The sequence below is a fragment of the Hyphomonas jannaschiana VP2 genome (assembly GCF_000685215.1).
In the GTDB taxonomy this organism is placed as follows: Bacteria; Pseudomonadota; Alphaproteobacteria; order Caulobacterales; family Hyphomonadaceae; genus Hyphomonas; species Hyphomonas jannaschiana.
In genome coordinates, this window is the sequence record NZ_ARYJ01000001.1 from 142258 (window position 1) to 163375 (window position 21118).

Here is a 21118-nt window from a genome sequence, read left to right on the forward strand (position 1 = left end):
GATCAGCTTTCTTCCGCGATTTTCTCGTGTAGCCAGGCGGCGTGGCGGGGGGCCTTCTTGGTGGCGCTCCACTCCTCGATCATCGGTTCGGCCACATCCTTCAGCTGTTTCATCTGCTCCGGCGTGCCTATGTCGGCAGCGAGTTCGATGCGGTGGCCGTTGGGGTCGAAGAAATAGATCGACTTGAAGATGCCGTGATGCGTCGGGCCCAGAACGTCGAGCCCCATGCCTTCGAGGTGAGCCTTGGTTTCCATCAGCTCTTCCAGCGAGCCGACGCGAAACGCGATATGCTGCACCCAGATGGGCGTGTTCTCGTCGCGGCCCATGTCCGGCTGCTCAGGCAGTTCAAAGAAGGCCAGCACATTGCCGTTCCCGGCATCGAGGAAAATGTGCATGTACGGATCATAGGCGCCGGTTGAGGGCACATGGTCTTCTGCGATGGCGAGCTGGAAATCCATGCCCAGCGCATCGCGATAGAACTCGACCGTTTCCTTCGCATCCTTGCAGCGATAGGCGACATGGTGGACGCCTTTCAGGTGTGCGGGTGATGTCATTTGTTATCTCCCTTTCAGTCTTTCGCGGCGTTCTTTGCGCGCCGCCATGCGTTGAACCAGCTGCCGATGCCGAGGCCCAGCGTGACGCCCGGAATGGCCGGGGCGGAAATCACGCCGATACGCCACAGGATGACGCCAACCACCGTGCCCGCCACGGCCCCGATCAGGCCTTCGCCGACCGGGGACAGCTGAACTTTCTTCTTTGGCTCGCTCATGCGTCCTCTTCGACCTTCAAGGCACCTCGCTGGATCTGGTCACGTTCCATGGATTCAAACAAGGCCTTGAAGTTGCCTTCGCCGAAGCCTTCCTTGTAGTCGCCCTTGCGCTGGATGAACTCGAAGAAGACCGGGCCGACCTGGGCCTGCGCAAAGATCTGCAGCAGGAGGCGCGGCTGGCCGCCTTCGGTCGTGCCGTCCAGCAGCAGGCCGCGGGACTTCAGGCCCTCGACGTCTTCACCATGGCCCGGCAGGCGCTCGTCGAGCATCTCGTAATAGGTTGCCGGCGGCGCGGTCATGAAGGGCACGCCCTTCTGCTTCAGGCTGTCATAGCAGGCATAGAGATCGTCACAGATGAGAGCAATGTGCTGGATGCCTTCGCCGTTGAACTCCCGCAGGAATTCCTCGATCTGGCCGCCGCCGCCCTTGCCTTCTTCGTTCAGCGGGATGCGGATCTTGCCGTCCGGCGCTGTCAGCGCCTTGGAGGTCAGGCCGGTATATTCGCCCTTGATGTCGAAATAGCGGATTTCCTGGAAGTTGAAGAGCTTCTCATAGAAGTCCGCCCAATACTTCATCCGGCCGCCATAGACATTGTGCGTCAGGTGGTCGATCAGCTCGAAGCCTGCCCCGACGGGGTGCTTCTCCACATCCGGCAGGTATTCGAAGTCGATGTCGTAAATGTCGAGCCCGTCGCCATAGCGGTCGATCAGGTAGATGATCGAATTGCCGATGCCGCGGATGCCGGGAATGTGCAACTCCATCGGCCCCGTCTGGACGTGCACAGGCTCTGCCCCCTGCTCCAGCAGGTGTTTGTAAGCCTTGCGGGCATCGCGCACCCGGAAGCCCATACCGCAGGCTGAAGGGCCGTGCTCGCGCGAGAAATACCAGGCGGCGGATTTCGGCTCATAATTGGTGATGAGGTTGATGCCGCCCTGGCGCCACAGCTCCACATCTTTTGAGCGGTGGCGGGCGACTTTGGTGAAGCCCATCGTCTCGAAAACCGGCTCCAGCACACCTTTTTCGGGCGCGGAAAACTCAATGAATTCGAAACCGTCGAGGCCTGCAGGGTTGTCAAACAGGTCGGCCATGGGTTCTCTCCCTTAGTGTTAATGACATTTAGTTTCATATGTAACTATTTATGGCCTTCAAGGCAAGTATGAATGGACCCGCCATGCCCGATCCCTCCCGGACCCCGCAGCTTCGCCTGCGCGAATTCCTGCCCTATCGTCTGTCCGTCCTGTCCAACACGATCTCGCGCCGTATCGCGGAGCTTTATGATCGCGAGTTCGGGCTGACGATCTGGCAATGGCGCGTCATGGCTGTCACGGGCGATGCGCCGGGCATCAGCGCCACCGAGATCGGCCAGCGCACGGCGATGGACAAGGTGGCCGTCAGCCGCGCCGTCGCGGGCCTGATCGAAGTCGGGTACCTGGAACGCAAATCCTCGGAAGAAGACGGCCGCCGGTCCAAACTCTATCTCACGCCTGCCGGAACGTCGGTGTATGACGAGATCGTACCGATGGCGATTGCCGAGGAACAGGCACTGGAAGCCGTCCTCACACCGGAAGAGCGCGTGGAGCTGACCCGCCTCATGGAGAAACTGGCCGGGTCCGCCTCTCCTGACCGTCCGCTCTGGTGATCAAACAGGCTCCAACGGCCAGAATATCGGAATCACCCACATCCCTACCAGGAACATGACCAGGTTCAGCGGCAGACCGATCTTCAGGAAATCTGCAAACTTGTACCCGCCCGCCGTATAGACCAGCGTGTTGGTCTGGTATCCGATCGGCGTCGCAAAACTGGCACTGGCCGCAAACATGATCGCGACTACAAATGGCCGCGGATCGATGCCGAGCGAATGACCGATCCCGATCGCAATCGGCGTCAGCAGGATCGCCGTCGCATTATTGCTCATGATCTCGGTCAGGATCATCGCTGACAGATACACAATGGCCAGCGTCGCCCTTGGGCCAAGCCCGCCTGTCAGGATGGAAAGCTGGCCGACCAGCAAGCTGGCAGCGCCCGTCTTTTCCATCGCGGCCCCAAGCGCCAGCATGCCGAAAATGAGCATCAGGATGTCCCAGCGAATGGCCTGGTAGGCTTCCTGATGATTGAGACAGCCCAGCGCGACCACCAGGGTCGCGGCCATCAGGGCCAGTCCCGCAATGGGGAACACACCCAGTGCTGCCAGCACCATGACCAGAAGCACAGCGGCAACGGCAACCGGCGCCTTGTCACGCCGAATGGCGCGGTCCGCAGACTCGGTCAGATTGTTCAGCATGCCATCATCGAACATGGCACGCATGCCGCGTGGCGGGCCTTCCAGAAGCACCGTGTCGGCGACCTCGAACCGCAGGTCTTCCATTTTCTGGGTCAGGTTCTCTCCGCGCCGGTGGATGGCCAGCACGTACACACCATATAGACGCGCAAGGCCGAGGCCCGTCAGGCGCCGGCCGACGAGACGCGATTGTGGCCCGATCACACCTTCCACAATGACGGTTTCGCTTGTCTGGATCGGTTCGAAGGCCGGGCGCTTGTCCGCCGCCGCGCCGATGGCGACATTTCCCGCTTCCTTGAGCGTCAGCATCTCCGAAACCGGTGAGCGCAATACGATCCGGTCCCCCGGCTGGAGCACGATGGATTTGAGATCGGCCCGCAGGGAAAGCCCTTCGCGAAACACGTCAATGACGCTGAAGCCCTTGGCGGCTGTGAACCCCGTCTCGGCAAGCGTGCGCCCCACCAGTTCGGAATCGATCGGGATCAGGATCTGCGCGATAAAGCGCCGCCGTGTCGCATCCGGCAACAATCCCGCAAGCGATTCCCGGACGGGCAGAAGAAAAGGCCCGGCAATTGCCATATAAGCTGCCCCGGCCAGCGCCATGATCGCGCCTGCGCCGGTGATCTCGAACATGCCGAACGGGGCGAGCCCCCCATCCTGTGCGACACCGTCGACCAGGATGTTCGTCGATGTCCCAATCAGCGTTGTCGTGCCTCCGAAGATCGATGCGAATGAGAGCGGGATCAGCAATCTGGACGGCGCAATATTAATTGTCCGTGCGAGCTGGATCGCGACCGGGATAAGGATCACGACAACCGGCGTGTTGTTGATAAAGGCTGAGAGGATGATCACGCCCAGCATCATGACGACGATCGCGATCAGGGGTGTCACATGGCGGGAAAGCTGGGATATACCCCGCCCCGCAGCGCCGATGACCCCTGTCCGCTCCAGGGCTGCTGACAGTACGAACATGGCGCCGATCGTGATCGGGGCCGGATTCGAAAAGACGGTCAGGACTTCCTTCACCGTGAGGATCTGCGCGGCCATGACCGCGCCCAGCGCCATCAGCGCGACAACATCCGCTGGCAGCTTCTCCCGGACAAAGCCAAAGAACACCACGGCCACCAGGACCAGCACAAAGCCGATCTGGACAGGTTGTGATGTCAGCAACTCCAGAACAGACGCAAGCATTGCACGTAGCCTCACCAAACCCGCACAGCTCTACTTTACCGGATCACCCGGGAACAATCAGCTGAAATCAATGCAGAAATAAGTTTCTCAGGCCCTGCGGCGGCGGACACTCAGGGAGCGTGAAACATCAGAGTCTTCTTCCAGTGTGAAGCGTTCCACCAGCCGCGCGATGAAGGCGGATAGCGCGTCACGCACTTCATAAGGTGCCTCCATGGGCAGGAAGTGCGACGTGCCGCGCACGCCTTTCATCATCAGCGCCTGATTCATCAGGATAATCTGTGCCCGGACCTTTGGCGTGATCACGGATGAGCGGTTCGGACGCAGCACGATGATCGGGATCTTGTGCTTGCGTACCTTTCTCAGGGCGCGCCAGGGCTGGTTGCGCTGGGCCGAGAACGTCGCCGACTCCCATTTCGGATCGCAGGTCAGCCGCCAGGTCTGGTCTTCGCTTTGCGCGGAATTATGGTCCACCCGGTCAATGCCATCCAGCAGGTAGTCGGCCAGGAAAGGCTCTCGCCAGGACGCAAACGCGCCGCGGCCGGTATAGGATTCCAGCGCCTCGCGGAAGGCCGGGAATTCGGCCCGGCGTTTCTTCGCGCCGCGCGCAAGCGTGTTACGGTTGGCGATCCAGGTGACCGGCGGGAATATATGTTTCCAGAAATAATAGACGCGCGGCATGATCACCGGATCGGCCAGAACCAGCCCTTTGACCAGATCAGGCCGCTTGCCCGCCACCAGCAGGGCCACGGTCGCGCCCATGGAATGCCCGCTCAGGACGACGCCGTTCGGCGCTTCCTTTTCCAGCCACTCGATCACATCGTCGCGGTAGCGGTGCCAGGATTTCATCCGGCCAGGCTTTGCCGGCATGGTCGACCGGCCATGCCCGCGCATGTCGAGCGCGGCAACACGCTGGCGCAGGCCAAGCGGGGCCAGCATCGACTGGTAGGTCATGGCGTTAAAGCCTGTGGCGTGGATCCACACCGCGGCGAACGGTTTGATCGGATCGCCGAATTCGATACCCGCCAGCTCTCCACCGGCTTTCATCTCAGTTGCAAATCGACGCATCAGCCGCGATTCCCGAACACGCGGCGCAGCAATTCCGTGCTCCGCGCAACCGGGTTTTCCCGGATCTTCTTCTCTTCCTCCGCCACATAGAGGAATATGCCGTCCAGGCCGTAATCAACCGCGTGCGCGGTCAGGTCCGCCTGCAGGCTGGAGGTGATGCCACCCGCTCCATACTGCGAGGCGACATTTTCCATTGCTGTAAAAGCGCCTGACTTGGACAGGGCCTCCCGGGCGTAAGGCGTGAAGGCCGCCCGCAGCTGGGTTTCCGTCTTTGACCGGAGATAATCGGTCGCAGCCGTGTCGCCGCCGTTCAGGATGTTGAGCGCGTCCGTGATGGTCATGTTGCGGATCGCACCGAGGACCAGAGCCTGCGCTTCCGGCACGGCCGATTCGGCGGCACGGTTCATGCGTAATTCCAGATCGTCCAGCGGCTGGCTCGCGCCAACCTTCGCCAGGTTTGTCTGGAGGGTACGGTAAGTCTGCGGCAGCGGGATACGGATTTTCGGATCGCCATAATAGCCATTCGTCTGGCCCAGCTGATTGGCGACAAGATTGGTCCCGACGGTGAGCGCTTCGCGCAGACCCGCATCGATTTCCGCGATCGTGAGCGTCCCCTGTGAAGCAGGCGTCGTGGTGGAACCAAGGACCTCTCCCAGAACGCGGCCGAACTCTCCGCTGGTGCCTGTTTCAGCACACCCTGCCGTGAGAAGCGCAAGTGCCAGCGCTCCCAGCATCCCTCGGTTCATCTGTTTTTACCCTCACTCTGGCCCCTGCCCCGGAACCCTCTGTCTGTCCTACAGGAGCGTTTGCCGGAAATGAAGCCGCGCCCGCAGACAGGATGCATCAAAGCCTGACCTTACGAACTTGTCACGCGGCAGTGCGGAAATTCTCATTGACCACGCTTGTAGTCATAGCTTATGACCACGCTTGTAGTCTTTCCGGGGAGTCCGCAGATGAAGATCTCAGCCGCCGAACTCGATGTGATGAGCGTGTTGTGGCAGACGCCCGGCCTCGCCGCATCGGACGTCCACGATTCGCTGGGCGACGAGAAAGATTGGACCAGCCGCACCGTGAAAACGCTGCTGGCCCGCCTGGTCGAGAAAGGCGCGCTCCGGACGGAAGAGGATGGCCGCCGCTATCTCTATTATCCGGTCATTGAAGAGGGGGCCTACAAGGCCAAGGCCGCCGGCCAGTTTGTCGACCGGGTCTTCTCCGGCCGCGCCGCCCCTCTCGTTGCGCACCTGGCGGATACGCGCGGCCTGACACCGGAAGACATTGAGGAACTGGAACGCCTGCTGGGGGATCTGAAGAAATGAACGCCGCAACGATTTTTCCTGACGCGACATCTGCCGTGCAGACGGTCCTGGCGGTTTCCGTCCTGATCGCCTTGGTTCTGGTGGCGCGCCGCCCCGTCGCGAAGCATTTCGGGGCCGGTACAGCCTATGCGCTTTGGGCACTTCCACTGGCCCGCCTTGTCCTGCCGCCGCTGCAAATGCCTGTTTCGCTGATGCCGCTGCTGCGCCTGCCGAAGTCCGGCTCCGCCGAGGCCGCAGAGCCCGCCGCGGCGCTGACTGTGACAGCCGCTTCGGAAGCCATGGCGACGACCTTCACAGCTTCCCCGTCTGCCCCGGCCGCCGTGCCGCCGGCACCCCTACCGGACACCGCACTTGTGGACGGCCTTGCCTCACCCCAGCCCCTGATGGACACGCTGTCCGCCATGCTGCTGCCAGGCCTCTTTATTGTCTGGGCAGGCGGGGCGCTTTTCGTCTTCGGGCTCAGCCTGTGGCGCCAGCATGTTTTCATGCAGACCGTGAAGCGCGAAGCCGTGAACGTCTCCCCCCGCCTGCAGCACATCGCCCGTCAGGTCGGCGCGCAGGCCGGCCTGAAGCGGCTACCCGTGGTCGCTTCCAGCTTCATCTCGTCCGGCCCGCTGGTGACCGGCCTCGCCCGCCCGGTGGTCCTGCTGCCGGCCTGGTTCGAGACGGACTATGACGACACCCAGCAACGCGCCGCCCTGGCCCACGAGCTGACCCATGTCCGCCGCGGCGACCTCTGGGCCCTGCAACTGGCCGAAATCTTCATCGCCTGCATGTGGTTCAATCCGCTGGCCTACTATGCCTACCGTGCCTTCCGTACGGACCAGGAAGCCGCCTGCGACGCCGACGTCCTGAAAACCGGCACCGCCTCGCCGCATGCCTATGGGGCAACGCTCATCAAGGCCGTGAAGTCCGCCGCGCAGGAACGGCCGCCGGCAGCGGCCAGCCTGCCTCTGACCCACGCCCTGAAGGAGCGCCTCAGCCGCATGACCCACCCTGTCCCGACCCGCACACGGCGCCTCGCCGGTGGAGCCGCCACCGCCGTGATCGGTGCCGCTGCCCTGATCGCCACGTCCTCGGTCCCTGCCAATGCTGGTGAACGTGAACACCGCGAGCTGCGCATCGAGAACGGAACCGTCTACCTGAATGGCGAACTGATCCCCGATCGCCGCATCATTGTGCTCGGCGAACCCTTCGAGGGAATTGAGCCCGGCCCCGAAGTGACGGCGGAGATCGACCGGCTGTCTCAGGAAATGGCCGAGGATGGCAAGCAGATCAGCCAGATCACGGCGAAAATCACCTCCAACCTTCCCGGGATCACGCTCGCCCTGGAAGACGACGCAGAGTTCCAGGCTCTGATGGCAGAGCTGAACGAACTGCCGGTCGTCATGGACTTCAATGATGGCGTCGAAGTCCGCTTTGAAGGCGAGATGTCTGAAGAAGACTGGGAGGAATGGGGCCGCAAATGGGGCGAATGGGGCGAGAAGTTTGGCGCCCGCGCCGAGTCCTGGGCCGCCGCCTATGAAGCCGAGGTCGAAGACATGCATGCCGGCCTCGAACCGGAACTGGCACGGATAACCACCGAACTGGAAACCCGCCTGGAAGAGAAATCCATCAAGCTTGAAGCCCTGATCGACGAAAAGTTTGGCAAAGACTTCGAATTGCGCATCGGCGAGACCTCAGCCGCGCTGGACGATCTGGTCGCAGAATGCCGCGATGCCAGCCTCTCCGATGGCGAGACGAAGGTGATGAGCCGGACGATCGACCTCGGCGATGGCGAGAAAACGGTCAAGATCGCCTGCGTGAAGGGGAATGAGGACGCCCTGCGCTCAGCGAAGACACTGGCTGTCATCAATTCGAGCAAAGCCCTGTGCGATGTGGAGAAGGAATCCTTCCGCGAACAAGTCCACCCGGATGGCGCCCTCGATGGCGGTGAGAACTAAGCCCGCCGCACCGCAACTGAAAAGACACTGCCCCGGCGACATCCCGCCGGGGCTTTTTTTGTCTGAACCGGAAGGCTTTGCAGGCCTGCCAAGCCTCTCTAGGGTGCAGGCGAATTCGTCCCCCAGCCGGAGCCCCTGCATGACACCGCGCCTGACCGCCCTGACCCTGTTGCTCCTGCCGCTTGCGGCTTGTGCAACGGTGGAACCGCCCCCCTGCTCGGCGGAGTGGATCGATTACAAGACAGACAAGACCCTGAAGAAGTTCGCATCCGAAAACCGCGGCCTGATCAATGACTTCCGCAAACTCTCCCGCGAAGACGGTGATGTGGACCCGATGGTCGCCATATCGCTCGCCCGGAAGTCGGACAGAATTCAGACCTTCGCAGACTCCTTCAACAACATCGTCCTGCCGGAACTGGAAGCCGCACTTCAACAATGCGGCCGCAGCGAGGAATTCGTCCCGGCTCTCACGTCCTTCCTGCAGGATGAGGGCGTCAGCGACGAAGCAATCAGCTGGATCATCCCGTTCATTGGTGTAATGACGGAAATGCGTGACGGCACATTCGATCTGGATGGGCATCATGAGGGCTGAGTAACATGCAAACACTGATTGTTGTTCCCGCGCGTTACGCATCTACGCGCCTTCCCGGCAAACCACTGGTCATGATCGCCGGACGCACCATGGTCTCCCGCGTCGCGGCGATGGCGGCACAGGCGGCAGAAGCGCTTGGCAATGCCCGGCACGTCGTCGCGACAGACGATGCGCGCATAGAGACACATTGCCAGGACCTCGGCATCCCGGTTGTCATGACCGATCCGGACCTGCCGTCCGGTACAGACCGCGCACTGGCTGCCGCTACCGCGATGGGCGCGGAGCCGGAAATCGTCGTGAACCTTCAGGGCGACTCCCCCTTCACACCGCCCGCCCACGTGATCGCGGTCGCCAGGGCGGCGCGCGACTCCGGCGCAGACGCGGCCACGCCCTATGTCCGCCTGACCTGGGACGCCCTGGATGCGTTCCGCAAACACAAGGCCGAAACCCCCTTCTCCGGCACGACCCTTGTGCATGATGAGGCCGGCCGCGCGCTGTGGTTTTCGAAAAACCTGATCCCTGCGATGCGCAAGGAAGCAGCCCTGCGAGAAAAGGGCGGGCTCTCGCCCGTCTGCCGGCATATCGGCCTCTATGCCTATCGGCTGGCCTCCCTGCGCCGTTATGTCAGCCTGCCGGAAGGACGCTACGAACAGCTGGAAGGCCTGGAACAGCTGCGCCTGCTTGAAAACGGGATGAGCATCCAGTGTGTTGAAGTCGAGCCCGGCCAGATCGCCATACCCGGAATCGACACCGCCGAAGATGTCGCGCTCGCCGAACGCCTTGTCGCCGAGTATGGCGACCCGCTAGAGGCCTGATTCTCATGGGACGGATCATTGTCTGCCGTCACGGTAACACATTCGACAAGGGCGACGTGGTCACCCGCGTCGGCGGCCGCACGGACCTGCCGCTCTCCACGTCCGGACAGGCACAGGCCGACGCGCTGGGCCGCCATTTCGCGGACACATCTTTCCACGCCGCCTATTGCTCCACCCTGCAGCGAACCCGGCAAACCGCCATCGCCATTCTCAGCGCCCGGCCGGACAGTCCGGAACTTGCAACCCTGCCCTTCCTGACCGAGATCGATTACGGCCCGGATGAGAACGTTGCCGAGGAAAAGGTCCTCGCCCGTATCGGGCAAGATGCCATGCGTGCCTGGGAAGAAGACAGCCGCGTGCCGCAAGGCTGGATCGTCGACAAACCCGCCATTCATTCCGGCTGGAAAGCCCTGCTGGCTGACACCTCCCGCCTGCCCGCCGATCAGACGATCCTCGTCGTCACCAGCAATGGCGTCGCCCGTTTTCTGCCGGATGTCGTGGACGCAGTGCCGACCGGCCTTCAGCCGAAGCTCAAAACTGGTGCGTGGGGAGAGGTCCAGTGCAATACGGGTACACGGATCGTTGCCTGGAACCAGAGGCCACCGGCTTGATCAGGCCGCGTCGCGGTCGTCGCTTTCGTCTTCCGCTTCACCCGGGCCGGCAATCGGCAGGGTGAAGGAAACCGTCGTCCCCTCGCCTTCGATGGACGACAGGATGAGTTCACCGCCATGCATCTCGGCGAAGGATTTGGTCAGGGCGAGGCCGAGCCCGGTTCCCTCATAATTCCGGTCATGCGAGCCAGCGGCCTGTTCAAACGGCCGTGAAAGGCGCGGCAGGTCAGCCGCCGGAATACCGATGCCCGTGTCGGTGACCGATACTTTGATGTCCGGCCCGTATTGCTGCACGGCGACCGTGATCTTGCCCCCCGCATTGGTGAACTTGATCGCATTCGACACGAGGTTCAGCACCATCTGGCGGATGGCGCGATGGTCTGCATCGATCTCGGGCAGGCCCGGCTGGACGTCCAGCACGACTTCGATGTCCTTGTCGGATGCCTTGCGCCGGATCATCCGCACGGCCGCGTCCACCGGATCGACCGGGTCGATTGGCTGCGGGTTGATCGTCATCTTGCCGGCCTCGATCTTCGCCATGTCGAGAATGTCGTTGATCATGTCCAGCAGATGCTGGCCGGAGGCGAGGATGTCCTGCGCATAGCCCTTGTAGCGCGGATCGCCGAGCGGTCCGTAAAGTTCGTGCGCCAGGATTTCCGAGAAGCCGTTGATCGCATTCAGCGGCGTGCGCAGCTCATGGCTCATATTTGCCAGGAAGGCGGACTTGGAGTTCGCGGCATTTTCTGCGCGCGACTTCTCTTCCGTCAGCTTGCGGGCCAGCTCGCCGGCCCGGCCTTCCGAGCGTTCGAGGTCCAGCATCGTCTTGCGCATACGCTCTTTCTGCCGGCGCAGCTCTTCCTCGATGCCGATATTCTCGGTCACATCGATGCCGATCGTGATCAGGCCGCCATCCGGGGATGGCCGCTCCACCAGTTTCAGCCAGCGTCCGCCCTGCAAACCGATCAGGGTAGACTGATTGTCGTCTGCTGACGGACGTTCGGCCCGGATCGCGCCGGAACGGGCGATGGTCACCGTTTCATGCGTCATACCGGTGCGCAGTGTGTCAGTCAGGCCGAAATCGGTGGCGAAAGCGCGGTTCCAGTACAGGAGGCGTTTGCGGTGATCCCACAGAGCGAAGGGGCCGTTGAAGCCTTCCAATGCGCTGCGCAGGCGCCGTTCGGCAGCCTTGACCCGGTCTTCGGCCTGCTTGCGGTCCGAGATGTCGAGGAGGATCCCGCCGAACAGCTTGCCGTCTTCGGTGTCAGATCCCGAACCGCGCATCTCGATCCAGCGCAGCGGCGGCTTTGCCAGCACGAAAGCCACCTGCAGCCATCCGATCTCGCGCGACTTCTCAATCGCCTGGCGCACGCGGGCCTGATGTTCCGGGTGAACCTGTTTGAGAAACGTACCAAGCGAGACGGTCCGCATTCCCTCAAGGTCCAGCATCTCGCTGGAGGCCTCGGACAGGAAGATCGACGTTTGTTCCGGCGTCCACTCCCAATAACCCGCACGCGCGCTGCGCATGACGGTCGCCATGATCCGGTCAGCCTGTTCGTCACGGGCCGCTTCGACGAATGTGTCTGCCTGCTTCTTCGACAGGCGGCCCAGAAGCCCGGTGATCGCCAGAACCGGCGCGGCCAGAAGCAGGGCAAAGATCAGAAGGCTGACCAAATCATCACGCGTGAACACATCGGCACGTGTCGTGCTGCAGACGGCAATCCCGCCGCCCGCGATGTCGCTGCAGGCAAGTGCGGAACGCTGAAGGCCCTGCCCTTTCTCGAAGCGCGCCTGCCGGATCGGCCGCAAACCGTTTGCCGGACGCGGCGCCGGGTCGCCAGCCACAACGCGGAGCCCGCCCGAGACGAGCGACACTTCCCGGCCGTTTGACATCACCGGCAGCCATGTGCCCGCCGGCGCCAGCGCGATCACCGCCTGGCTCCCGCTGCCCGACACAAGAACGACATCGCCAAGTTCGGAGAGCCCCGCCCGCTGCTTGGTCTGCATCAGGGTCTCCGCCACCGTGGCCGCGGCGTCGAGCCGGCTGCCTTCAGGCGCCTGTTTGGCATCTGCCAGCGTCATGACTGCATCGACGCCCGGGGTCGCGGCGGCGATGGCCGAGCGCGACGCATGATTGTCGGTCACGAGGCGGATGGCGGTTTCCACCGTATCGGCCCGTCCGCCGACCCGGCCGGCCAGTGCTTCGGCCTCTGCCTGCAGCGTCAGCAGCAGATTGGCGTCGGCCCGCTGGTGCTCATCCCAGGCTTTCAGGCCCATGGCGGCTGCCAGCAGCACGATCGTTCCGGCGACGGTCCATTTCAGGCGCGAGGACACGACATCAGACACCGGGTCTGAAGCTTGATTTATTTGGGATTTTTTATCCGCTTCTGCCAAAGGACGATCCCATGCCCGCAAGACGGGCGATACTCGCACGAATCTCCTTGTCCGCCGGAATCATTGCCCGAGCGTTAACAAATCTCAAAGTTTCGTTAACGCGCGGCCTTAACCGAGCGCGCGGGCAACAATGTCCGCCGCATTGGAAGAGAGACCGGCCGACTGGAGCCGTTTCAGCGTGGCTTCCGCCGCTGCTTTCGCCTGCGGTTCCAGGATGCGCCACTGTTCGAACGCCGTCAGCAACCGGGCCCCCAGCGCCGGGTTCGCCTTGTCGGCCTTGAGAATGATCTCCTCCACCGCCTGATAACCAGACCCGTCCGGCGCGTGGAACGCGGCAAGGTTCTGCATCGTGAAGGCGGCCACAACAGAGCGAACCCGGTTCGGGTTGCGCAGGTCGAAGGCCGGATGGGCCGCCAGCGTCTTGATCGTTTCGGCATCGCCCGTGGTGGCCTGCAGGGCGAACCATTTGTCCATGACGAGCGGATTGTCCTTCCAGGTCGCCTCGAAATCAGCAAGAGCCTCATTCGCCTTGCCGCCCTTCTGCACCGTATAGGCGCGCAGGGCCGCGAGCCGTTCGGTCATGTTGGTGGCATTGTCGTAGAGACCGCGCAGTGTGTCGGCAGCGCCTGCATCGGGCGACACGCCCAGCAGCACGATCATCGCCGTGCGCAGCGCGCGGATACCGGCCTGCTCAGCCCCCGGATCGAAGGGCGCAGGTGTCGGCTTGCCAAGGGTCTCAGCACTGAAGCCGGAGAGCTTTGCCGCCAGGGCGGATTGCAGCTTTTTCCGGGCCGCATTCAGCGCAACGGCATCAGCCGGCTGACGCTCCAGGAACATCTCGCCCACTTCCGGCAAGCGCGTCAGCAGCGCCGCAAAGGCCGGGTCGTCAACGGCCTGCTCAACAGCGCCGGCAAGCGCAGTGACGAGCGCATCATCCGGCTCAGCCTGGCTGCCTTCGGAGAGAGCAAGAATCTCAGCCTTCACCAGCGTCTGGACGGCATCCCACTGATTGAACGGGTCTGTCTCCATACGGACCATGGCGAGGCGCTGCTCACGCGTGAGAGACCGGTTCAGGCGGATCGGCGCCGTGAAGTCACGGTTCACGGAGACGAGCGGCGGCTCAGTCACCGTGTCCGGCATTTCCATGGTGAGGGTCACATCCTCGTCTTCCAGAATGGTCGTCCACTCGGCGAGGTTACCCTCTTCATCCAGTAGTGCCATTTCCAGCGGGATCGGCACCGGTTTTTTCACCGGCTGCCCGGGGGTCGCCGGCGTCTTCTGCTTCAGCGTGATCTCGATCTCATGCGTTTCCGGCTTCCAGTTTTCCTCGACCGTCACTTCCGGTGTCCCGGCCTGGGCATACCAGAGGCGGAACTGGGTGAAGTCCTCGCCGGTGACATCTTCGAAGCATTTGTAGAAATCCTCGATCGTCACGGCCTGCCCGTCATGGCGCTCGAAATAGAGGTCCATGCCTTTGCGGTACAGCTCTTCGCCGATCATCCGGCGCAGCATGCCGATCAGTTCCGCGCCCTTTTCATAGACGGTCGCGGTGTAGAGATTGTCGATGGAGCCGTAATGATCCGGCCGCACGGAGTGTGCCAGCGGCCCGGCATCTTCCGCGAACTGGCGGGCACGCAGGCGGATGACATCCTTGATGCGCTGCACCGGGCGTGAACGCATGTCGGCGGAGAAGTTCTGGTCACGGAAGACTGTCAGGCCTTCCTTCAGGCAGAGCTGGAACCAGTCGCGGCAGGTGATGCGGTTGCCGGTCCAGTTGTGGAAATATTCGTGAGCGACAATGCTCTCAATGGCTTCGAAATCTGCATCCGTCGCCGTCGCCTCGTCGGCCAGCACATAGGCGGAGTTGAAGACGTTGAGGCCCTTGTTTTCCATGGCGCCGAAATTGAAGTCGCGCACAGCCACGATATTGAACACGCCGAGGTCATAGGCGCGGCCATAGGTCTGCTCGTCCCAGGTCATGGAGCGCTTGAGGCTGTCCATCGCCCAGGCGGCGCGTTCAGCGTCACCCTTGTCGACATGGATGGCGAGCGCGATCTCGTCGCCATTCATCGTGGTGAAGCTGTCGCGGTAGACGTCATAATCCCCGGCGCAGAGCGCGAAGAGGTAAGACGGTTTCTTGTGCGGATCGTCCCAAACGGCGTAGTGGCGGCCATCGTCCAGCTCTCCGGTCTCACCCGGCGTGCCGTTCGAGAGGAGGATCGGATAAGTTGCCTTGTCGGCGGCCATCCAGACATGGAAGGCGCTCATCACGTCCGGCCGGTCGGGATAGAAAGTAATGCGGCGGAAGCCGGTCGACTCGCACTGGGTACAGAAACGCCCACCCGACATGTACAGCCCGGACAGCGCCGTGTTCTGCGACGGCGCGATTTCCACTTCCGTGACCAGCGTGAAAGCATCCGGCACCGATGCGATGATGAGGGCCTTGTCGGTCTGTTCGTAACAGCTGGCGTCGAGCGCCTGGCCGTCAATCGAGATCGACCGGAGCGTCAGCCCCTCCCCGTCCAGCACCAGGGCATCGCCTGCCCCGCCGGTGCGGCGCACTTTCAATTCGGAACGGACTTTCGTCGCATCCGGATCGAGATCGAAGCGCAGGTTCACCTGCTCGATTTCGAACGGATAGGGTTTGTAATCGGAAAGTTGCACAGAAACGGGGGTTTCGGTTCGCATAATGGCTCCGGGGTCTTGGCAATCGCTCCAACGGACATAGGAAATGCAAGGACGCGCGTCGAGGGCCGGAAGGCTGTCAGCCATCCGGCTGGCGCTGACGGCTTGCGGCCATAAAGGGAGCAGATTCCGATGACCCGCTTTTTCCGGTCAGCCGCAGCGCGGCGTACAGCTGGCGCCGCAGTGCTCGTGCTGATGCTCGCGATCGCGGTGCTGTCACTGGTTCCCTCGGGCGATCTGCCGCCGGTCGAAGGCTCCGACAAGCTGAAACACTTCATCGCCTATGGCTGCCTTGGCGGCGCCCTGACGCTCGCGCTCGGGCCGGGCCGCGCTGTCCGGGCTTTTCTCATTACAATTATTTATGGCGCCCTGATGGAAGTGGCTCAGGGGCTGGCGCCGACGGGCCGGGAATTCTCCCTGCTCGACGAAGCCGCGAATATTCTTGGGGCCGGACTGGGCACGAGCCTCGCGCTGGTCCTCCGGCGCTGAACGCCTATTCGGCGGCAACTGTGTCCGGCGCGTCGTTCAGCTGGTAGACATAGCGCAGGATGGACGCGCACTGTTTGGCCACCGGCAACAGGTCTTCCGGCAGGGAGTCCGGATTTTCGGCAGCGATCTCCGCAACCCGGCGGGCAATCTGCAACAATGCGGGCGTCTGTACGATCATCCGGGCCTGGTGTTCGACCCGTTGCGGGTCGCGGTCGAAATCCACCGGATTGACGCGCCAGCCGCCAGTATCTGCCTCATCGGTGAGGATCACCGGAAACGTGCCGAGATTGTCGCCGGAATGATGGCCCATGGCGGTGCGCCATTTGGTCGATCGCCGGCCGATGCGCCAGTGTTCCAGCAGCAGGTCATCACCGGGCTCGGCGTGTTCCTCCTCATGCATGACCTGCTCAGAGACAAGTTCATGCGCCTGGAACTGGCGGCCGAGACCACACTCATAAGTGACCTTCAGCGGCTCGGCGACATCCTTCACCCAATGCGGGATCACCTGTTCGACCAGCGCCCAGGTGCCGACGGGTTTGACGTAGACACGCTGCATCTTGTGAAAATGCGCTTTGGCCATTCAGACACTCCTCCGGGAATCGAGCCTGACACCGCCTGCTTTCGGCGCGGTGAAGCCAGCCTGGTAATTTTTACAGAAAACCTTGCGGCAGCCTTCCGCCGGGTCACGGCTTTCCGTGCACGTAAAGCACGCTATTTTCCAATCCAGAAACGTAATCACGCCCGTATAATGGGCGAAGGGAGGCCATCAACTCATGAACTTCGACTTTTCGGAAGACCAGAAATTCCTCGCCGGCGAGGCGCGGAAATTCCTCGAAGCCGAGAGCGCCATTCCGGTGGTGCGCGAGGTATTGAACGATGACGACAAAGCCTATTCGGAAGCGCTCTGGAAGAAGATCGCCGAAATGGGCTGGCTGGGCACCGCCATTCCGGAAGAGCAAGGGGGCCTCGGCCTCGGCATGCTGGAAATGTGCGTGCTGGCAGAGGAAATGGGCCGCGTCCTGGCGCCGGTCCCCTTCTCGTCCACAGCTTACTACCTCACCGAAGCGGTGAAGCTGGCCGGATCGGATGAGGTAAAGAACGACATCCTGCCGCGCATCGTCGCCGGCGAGATCATCGGCTGCTACGCCGCGAGCGAAGGCCCAGGCCACCCGGATCCGGCGAGCCTGAAAACCACGTTCGACGGTTCGACCGTCTCCGGCACCAAGATCCCGGTCACCGATGGCGGCATCGCCACGCATGCCGTCGTGCTGGCCAAGGAAGGCTCCGGCGCGAGCCTCGTGCTGGTCGACCTCTCCGGCGCTGGCGTGACGCGCAAGACGCTCTCCACGCTCGACCCGACACGCGGGCATGCCGAGCTCACCTTTGACAAGACGCCGGGCATCCGCCTCGGCGCAGCGGGCGACGGCGCCAGCCTCAATGACCAGCTGATGGACAAGGTGGCCGTGCTGCTCGCCTTCGAACAGCTGGGCGGCGCTTCGCGCGCGCTGGAAATGGCGAAGGCCTACTCGCTGGAGCGTTACGCTTTCGGCCGCCCGATCGCTGGCAACCAGGCCATCAAGCACAAACTGGCCGAGATGTATGTGAAGAACGAAGTGGCTCGCTCCAACTGCTTCTACGGCGCCTGGGCCCTGTCGACCGATGCCCCGGAAATGCCGGAAGCCGCTGCTGCTGCGCGCGTCGCCGCATCGGAAGCTTTCTGGTATGCTTCGAAAGAGAACATCCAGACCCATGGCGGCATGGGCTTCACCTGGGAGGTGGACTGCCACCTCTACTACCGCCGTGCCAAACTGCTGGCCGTTCAGGCCGGTGGACCGAAAGTCTGGAAAGAAAAGCTCGTGCGCGCGCTCGAGCAAAAGAACGCCGCCTAAGGAGGAAATATCATGGACTTCAACGATACACCCGAAGAAGCCGCCTTCCGCGCTGAGGCGCGCGCCTTCCTCGAAAAACACCTGAAGCCGAAAGGCTCCGCCCCGGCCTCGCGTGACCGCGTGAACATGCTGGAAAAGGCGAAAGCCTGGCAGAAGACGAAAGCCGAGAACAAGTTCGCGCAGATCACCTGGCCCGAAGAGTGGGGCGGGCGTGGCGGCACGGCCATGCAGAACGTGATCTGGGGCCAGGAAGAGTCGAAATTCGACGCGCCGACCGGCCCGTTCGCCATCGGCCTCGGCATGTGCGTGCCGACCGTCATCGCCTTCGGCTCCGACGAGCACAAGAAGCGCTATGTCCAGAAAGCCCTGATGGGCGAGGAAATCTGGTGCCAGCTCTTCTCCGAACCGTCTGCCGGGTCTGACGTTGCCGGCCTGAAGACCCGCGCCGTGAAAGACGGCGACGAGTGGGTCATCAACGGCCAGAAGGTCTGGACCTCCGGCGCCCACTATTCGGATTTCGGCATCCTCCTCGTGCGGACAGACCCGAAAGTGCCGAAGCACAAGGGCCTGACCATGTTCATCGTGAACATGAAACAGCCGGGCGTCGAAGTCCGCCCGATCCACCAGGCTTCCGGTGGCCGTGAGTTCAACGAGGTGTACTTCACCGACGTCCGCATCCCGGACTCCGACCGTCTCGGCGATGTCGGCGCAGGCTGGAAAGTCGCGCTCGTCACGCTGATGAACGAGCGTCTTGCTGTCGGCGGCTCGCCGGGCCCGGACTGGGCGGAAATCATGGAATACGCCCGCGATCACGGCACGCTGTCCGATCAGGCCTTCCGCGAGAAACTGGCGGACTGGTATGTCGCGGCACAGGGCTACAAGCTGACCAAGTTCCGCACGCAGACGGCCCTCTCCCGCGGCCAGACGCCGGGGCCGGAAAACTCGATCGGCAAGATCATCACCGCCAACCATCTGCAGGACATCTGCAACTCGGCCATCGAGATGCAGGACCATTACGGCATCATCAACGAGACCGACCGGATGCCGGCCGATGCCATCTTCCAGCAGAGCTTCATGTGGGCGCCGGGCCTGCGCATCGCTGGCGGGACGGACGAGATCCTGAAGAACATCATCGCAGAGCGCGTTCTGGGCCTGCCCCAGGATGTCCGCGTCGACAAGGATCTGCCGTTCGACCAGATGAAGAGCGGCTGACAAGCCCTTCAGACCAAACAGCAAAAGCCCCGGCCGGGTTAACTGGCCGGGGCTTTTACGTATGGCGATCCGGAAAACTTATGGCAGACTGCCCCCTTTCTGGAGGAGCCTGCCATGTTGAAGACCAATGAAGGCACGATTGACCGCGTTCTGCGTGTGCTTGTCGGCCTCGCCCTGATTGCCATTGTGTTCGTCGGCCCGCAGACGCCGTGGGGCTGGATCGGCCTCGTGCCGTTGCTGACCGGCCTTGCCGGCACCTGCCCGGTCTACACGATCCTCGGTATCCGCACCTGCAAGCTGAAGAATTAGGCGTCCGGCTCAGTCTCGGGCTCAGGCGCCACAGCCTTTTCAGAAACGAAGCCGGCCACCTGCCCGACACAGGCCCGCCCTGCTTCGGCGAGCGCCAGCGCGCGCGATGCATTGGAGGACGCCGCCGCATCTGCCGTGGACGTGACAGTCTTCTGCGCGATCACTTTGCGCGTGTTCGCCTGCACCAGCGTTGCCTCCAGGCCGCAGCGCGCCCTGGTGCCTGCCAGCGTGAAATCCTCGATCCGCCAGACCAGTTCATAATCGGCCCGGGCGCCGGTCCCCAGCGCAACGCCGACCCCTGCCCCGCTGTCGTCCAGCGCGTCCAGCATCGCCACCTGCATCAGGCGGGAGGCATTGTCGGACCATTCCACGCCGCGCACGAGACGCAACGCCCCGGCACTGTCTTCAGAGGCGATCACCCGGCCGCCAAACAGGCGTGAGGCTTCCGGTTCCCGCACGGCCACAACCGCCTCGACCGGATAGGTCTGCGTCATCGCACCGAACCGGTAGAGGCCTTCGGGCGCCTCAGGTTCCGGCAGGACGCTGACACAGGCGGTGAGCGCAAAGGCTGCGAAGGCAATCGAAATGGAGCGGATCATCAGCGTTTATCCTCATAAGGAACCGGTTCCCCGACAAGCATGCTTTGCGGGTTCTGTTCGAGTTCGCGGGTCAGCCGGTCCATCCGGCTGATCAGGATACGGAGATCCTGCGCGGCAAGGCGGGATTCTTCCACGACGCCTGTGGCAGGACCTTCCAGCAGCGTGTTGACCACACCGACTGTATCCTTGCCCTGCACGATCACGGCATCGGCGGAGGCAACGACCTTCTGTACTTCCGCCAGCAAATCATCGAGCTGTCCGGAGAGGCCGGCCAGTTCCTGATTGGCATTCGTGCTGAATGTGCCGACCGATTCCGAAGCGGATGCAAATTCATTGCTGGCGCGGGAAAGATCCTTCATCGTGCCGGTCGCCTGATCGATCAGGCCGTCATCGGCGGCGAGCTTGGTGGTGATGGTCTCAATATTCTTCAGCGACGTGCTGATGGACTCGACATTCTCATCCGTCAGCAGCTTCTTCACCCGCTCCATCGTGTCGTTCGCCTGGCCCAGCACCTGCGCGCCGCCCGCGACCAGCTGGTCGAGCTGGGTCTTTTCGGCCTTGATGACCGGCACGGGCTCACCGGGCTTAGCCTCCAGCAGGCGCGCCGTGGGGGAGCCGGCACTGATCTGCACGAAGGTCACGCCCGTAATGCCGGCCAGCTGGATCGAGGCTGTGGAGTCCGTTTTCACCGGCGTCTCCCGGTCAATCCGGATGCGCGCGCGCACCTTGGACGGGTCCGCCCGGTCAATGCGCACAGTGGAAACCTCGCCCACCTTGATGCCGATATAACGCACGGCCGATCCGTCTTCGAGAGAGACCGGCCCTTCAAAGACGATGTCATAGGCCTTGTAGTCGCGCTGGAACTGGGACTGGCCCAGCCACAGGACGAAGGCGGCAACCGCCAGGGTCGCAACAATCACGAAAGCGCCGATGACGGCATAGTTCGCTCGCGTTTCCATCGGTC

At 62.7% G+C, this 21118-nt stretch carries 21 protein-coding genes; 10 read left to right on the plus strand and 11 right to left on the minus strand.

What is annotated here, in order from left to right; genetic code table 11:
* Positions 1-2: 2 nt before the first annotated feature.
* Genes HJA_RS00655 through hppD form a run of 3 tightly spaced genes read right to left on the minus strand, consistent with a single transcriptional unit; the run spans position 3 to position 1857 of the window.
* Positions 3-554 carry a VOC family protein gene (locus HJA_RS00655; protein WP_035576977.1) on the minus strand — a complete coding sequence of 184 codons (552 nt, stop codon included), beginning with the start codon at positions 552-554 and terminating at the stop codon, positions 3-5.
* 14 nt (positions 555-568) lie between these two features.
* Entirely contained in the window at positions 569-769 is a 201-nt protein-coding gene (locus tag HJA_RS00660; protein ID WP_035576979.1) for a hypothetical protein, read from the minus strand.
* Positions 766-1857 carry a 4-hydroxyphenylpyruvate dioxygenase gene (hppD, locus tag HJA_RS00665; protein ID WP_035576981.1) on the minus strand — a complete coding sequence of 364 codons (1092 nt, stop codon included), beginning with the start codon at positions 1855-1857 and terminating at the stop codon, positions 766-768. Before hppD ends, HJA_RS00660 begins: the two co-directional genes overlap by 4 nt.
* Before the next feature lie 83 nt (positions 1858-1940).
* Between hppD and HJA_RS00670 the strand changes: the two genes are divergently transcribed.
* A complete protein-coding gene (locus HJA_RS00670; RefSeq protein ID WP_051597283.1) occupies positions 1941-2408 on the plus strand; it encodes a MarR family winged helix-turn-helix transcriptional regulator in 468 nt (155 codons plus the stop codon).
* Here the strand turns inward: HJA_RS00670 and HJA_RS00675 are convergent, their stop codons facing one another.
* The 3 genes from HJA_RS00675 to HJA_RS00685 all read right to left on the minus strand — a co-directional run bounded on the left by HJA_RS00675 (position 2409) and on the right by HJA_RS00685 (position 6049).
* Positions 2409-4238 (minus strand): SLC13 family permease, encoded by a 1830-nt coding sequence (locus HJA_RS00675; RefSeq protein ID WP_051597212.1) that lies wholly within the window; start codon positions 4236-4238, stop codon positions 2409-2411.
* Positions 4239-4325: 87 nt separating this feature from the next.
* The gene (locus HJA_RS00680) at positions 4326-5303 is read right to left on the minus strand and encodes an alpha/beta fold hydrolase (protein WP_035576986.1); all 978 of its coding nucleotides are present in this window, start codon (positions 5301-5303) and stop codon (positions 4326-4328) included.
* Positions 5303-6049: a DUF4197 domain-containing protein gene (locus tag HJA_RS00685; protein WP_081814444.1), complete on the minus strand. Its 747-nt coding sequence runs from the start codon at positions 6047-6049 to the stop codon at positions 5303-5305. Before HJA_RS00685 ends, HJA_RS00680 begins: the two co-directional genes overlap by 1 nt.
* A 207-nt stretch (positions 6050-6256) precedes the next feature.
* Between HJA_RS00685 and HJA_RS00690 the strand changes: the two genes are divergently transcribed.
* From HJA_RS00690 to HJA_RS00710, 5 genes are all read left to right on the plus strand, one after another.
* Positions 6257-6619 carry a BlaI/MecI/CopY family transcriptional regulator gene (locus tag HJA_RS00690; protein ID WP_035577862.1) on the plus strand — a complete coding sequence of 121 codons (363 nt, stop codon included), beginning with the start codon at positions 6257-6259 and terminating at the stop codon, positions 6617-6619.
* Positions 6616-8562 carry a M56 family metallopeptidase gene (locus tag HJA_RS00695; RefSeq protein ID WP_035576991.1) on the plus strand — a complete coding sequence of 649 codons (1947 nt, stop codon included), beginning with the start codon at positions 6616-6618 and terminating at the stop codon, positions 8560-8562. The genes HJA_RS00690 and HJA_RS00695 overlap by 4 nt, the downstream gene beginning before the upstream one ends.
* 139 nt (positions 8563-8701) lie before the next feature.
* Positions 8702-9154, plus strand: a complete 453-nt coding sequence (locus HJA_RS00700) for a hypothetical protein (RefSeq protein ID WP_035576994.1) — start codon at positions 8702-8704, stop codon at positions 9152-9154.
* Between the two features lie 5 nt (positions 9155-9159).
* A complete protein-coding gene (locus HJA_RS00705; protein WP_035576996.1) occupies positions 9160-9969 on the plus strand; it encodes a 3-deoxy-manno-octulosonate cytidylyltransferase family protein in 810 nt (269 codons plus the stop codon).
* Positions 9970-9974: 5 nt separating this feature from the next.
* Positions 9975-10580 (plus strand): histidine phosphatase family protein, encoded by a 606-nt coding sequence (locus HJA_RS00710; protein WP_035576999.1) that lies wholly within the window; start codon positions 9975-9977, stop codon positions 10578-10580.
* Here the strand turns inward: HJA_RS00710 and HJA_RS00715 are convergent, their stop codons facing one another.
* Positions 10581-12911, minus strand: a complete 2331-nt coding sequence (locus HJA_RS00715) for a PAS domain-containing sensor histidine kinase (RefSeq protein ID WP_155839819.1) — start codon at positions 12909-12911, stop codon at positions 10581-10583.
* Between the two features lie 168 nt (positions 12912-13079).
* Positions 13080-15659, minus strand: coding sequence for an aminopeptidase N (pepN, locus tag HJA_RS00720; RefSeq protein WP_035577001.1), 2580 nt, complete (start codon positions 15657-15659; stop codon positions 13080-13082).
* Between the two features lie 129 nt (positions 15660-15788).
* On the opposite strand from pepN, the gene HJA_RS00725 reads away from it, so the two are divergent.
* A complete protein-coding gene (locus HJA_RS00725; protein ID WP_051597214.1) occupies positions 15789-16145 on the plus strand; it encodes a VanZ family protein in 357 nt (118 codons plus the stop codon).
* A gap of 4 nt (positions 16146-16149) precedes the next feature.
* Here HJA_RS00725 and HJA_RS00730 read toward each other — a convergent pair whose 3' ends face one another.
* Complete coding sequence (locus HJA_RS00730) at positions 16150-16725, minus strand: hypothetical protein (RefSeq protein ID WP_035577004.1); 576 nt, start codon at positions 16723-16725, stop codon at positions 16150-16152.
* Between the two features lie 193 nt (positions 16726-16918).
* Between HJA_RS00730 and HJA_RS00735 the strand changes: the two genes are divergently transcribed.
* The 3 genes from HJA_RS00735 to HJA_RS00745 all read left to right on the plus strand — a co-directional run bounded on the left by HJA_RS00735 (position 16919) and on the right by HJA_RS00745 (position 19555).
* Positions 16919-18034, plus strand: coding sequence for an acyl-CoA dehydrogenase family protein (locus HJA_RS00735; RefSeq protein ID WP_035577006.1), 1116 nt, complete (start codon positions 16919-16921; stop codon positions 18032-18034).
* A gap of 12 nt (positions 18035-18046) precedes the next feature.
* A complete protein-coding gene (locus tag HJA_RS00740) occupies positions 18047-19246 on the plus strand; it encodes an acyl-CoA dehydrogenase family protein (protein WP_035577016.1) in 1200 nt (399 codons plus the stop codon).
* Positions 19247-19363: 117 nt separating this feature from the next.
* Positions 19364-19555, plus strand: coding sequence for a YgaP family membrane protein (locus HJA_RS00745; protein ID WP_155839839.1), 192 nt, complete (start codon positions 19364-19366; stop codon positions 19553-19555).
* Here HJA_RS00745 and HJA_RS17695 read toward each other — a convergent pair.
* Entirely contained in the window at positions 19552-20154 is a 603-nt protein-coding gene (locus HJA_RS17695) for an ABC-type transport auxiliary lipoprotein family protein (protein WP_051597215.1), read from the minus strand. The two genes, HJA_RS00745 and HJA_RS17695, sit on opposite strands and share 4 nt — an antisense overlap.
* A complete protein-coding gene (locus HJA_RS00755) occupies positions 20154-21113 on the minus strand; it encodes an MlaD family protein (protein ID WP_035577022.1) in 960 nt (319 codons plus the stop codon). The genes HJA_RS17695 and HJA_RS00755 overlap by 1 nt, the downstream gene beginning before the upstream one ends.
* Positions 21114-21118: the final 5 nt, after the last annotated feature.

Bases quoted from the DNA above. Each gene is read 5' to 3' on its own strand.
- HJA_RS00655 (WP_035576977.1), bottom strand. From the start codon at position 554: ATGACATCACCCGCACACCTGAAAGGCGTCCACCATGTCGCCTATCGC.
- HJA_RS00660 (WP_035576979.1), bottom strand. From the start codon at position 769: ATGAGCGAGCCAAAGAAGAAAGTTCAGCTGTCCCCGGTCGGCGAAGGC.
- hppD (WP_035576981.1), bottom strand. From the start codon at position 1,857: ATGGCCGACCTGTTTGACAACCCTGCAGGCCTCGACGGTTTCGAATTC.
- HJA_RS00670 (WP_051597283.1), top strand. From the start codon at position 1,941: ATGCCCGATCCCTCCCGGACCCCGCAGCTTCGCCTGCGCGAATTCCTG.
- HJA_RS00675 (WP_051597212.1), bottom strand. From the start codon at position 4,238: ATGCTTGCGTCTGTTCTGGAGTTGCTGACATCACAACCTGTCCAGATC.
- HJA_RS00680 (WP_035576986.1), bottom strand. From the start codon at position 5,303: ATGCGTCGATTTGCAACTGAGATGAAAGCCGGTGGAGAGCTGGCGGGT.
- HJA_RS00685 (WP_081814444.1), bottom strand. From the start codon at position 6,049: ATGAACCGAGGGATGCTGGGAGCGCTGGCACTTGCGCTTCTCACGGCA.
- HJA_RS00690 (WP_035577862.1), top strand. From the start codon at position 6,257: ATGAAGATCTCAGCCGCCGAACTCGATGTGATGAGCGTGTTGTGGCAG.
- HJA_RS00695 (WP_035576991.1), top strand. From the start codon at position 6,616: ATGAACGCCGCAACGATTTTTCCTGACGCGACATCTGCCGTGCAGACG.
- HJA_RS00700 (WP_035576994.1), top strand. From the start codon at position 8,702: ATGACACCGCGCCTGACCGCCCTGACCCTGTTGCTCCTGCCGCTTGCG.
- HJA_RS00705 (WP_035576996.1), top strand. From the start codon at position 9,160: ATGCAAACACTGATTGTTGTTCCCGCGCGTTACGCATCTACGCGCCTT.
- HJA_RS00710 (WP_035576999.1), top strand. From the start codon at position 9,975: ATGGGACGGATCATTGTCTGCCGTCACGGTAACACATTCGACAAGGGC.
- pepN (WP_035577001.1), bottom strand. From the start codon at position 15,659: ATGCGAACCGAAACCCCCGTTTCTGTGCAACTTTCCGATTACAAACCC.
- HJA_RS00725 (WP_051597214.1), top strand. From the start codon at position 15,789: ATGACCCGCTTTTTCCGGTCAGCCGCAGCGCGGCGTACAGCTGGCGCC.
- HJA_RS00730 (WP_035577004.1), bottom strand. From the start codon at position 16,725: ATGGCCAAAGCGCATTTTCACAAGATGCAGCGTGTCTACGTCAAACCC.
- HJA_RS00735 (WP_035577006.1), top strand. From the start codon at position 16,919: ATGAACTTCGACTTTTCGGAAGACCAGAAATTCCTCGCCGGCGAGGCG.
- HJA_RS00740 (WP_035577016.1), top strand. From the start codon at position 18,047: ATGGACTTCAACGATACACCCGAAGAAGCCGCCTTCCGCGCTGAGGCG.
- HJA_RS17695 (WP_051597215.1), bottom strand. From the start codon at position 20,154: ATGATCCGCTCCATTTCGATTGCCTTCGCAGCCTTTGCGCTCACCGCC.
- HJA_RS00755 (WP_035577022.1), bottom strand. From the start codon at position 21,113: ATGGAAACGCGAGCGAACTATGCCGTCATCGGCGCTTTCGTGATTGTT.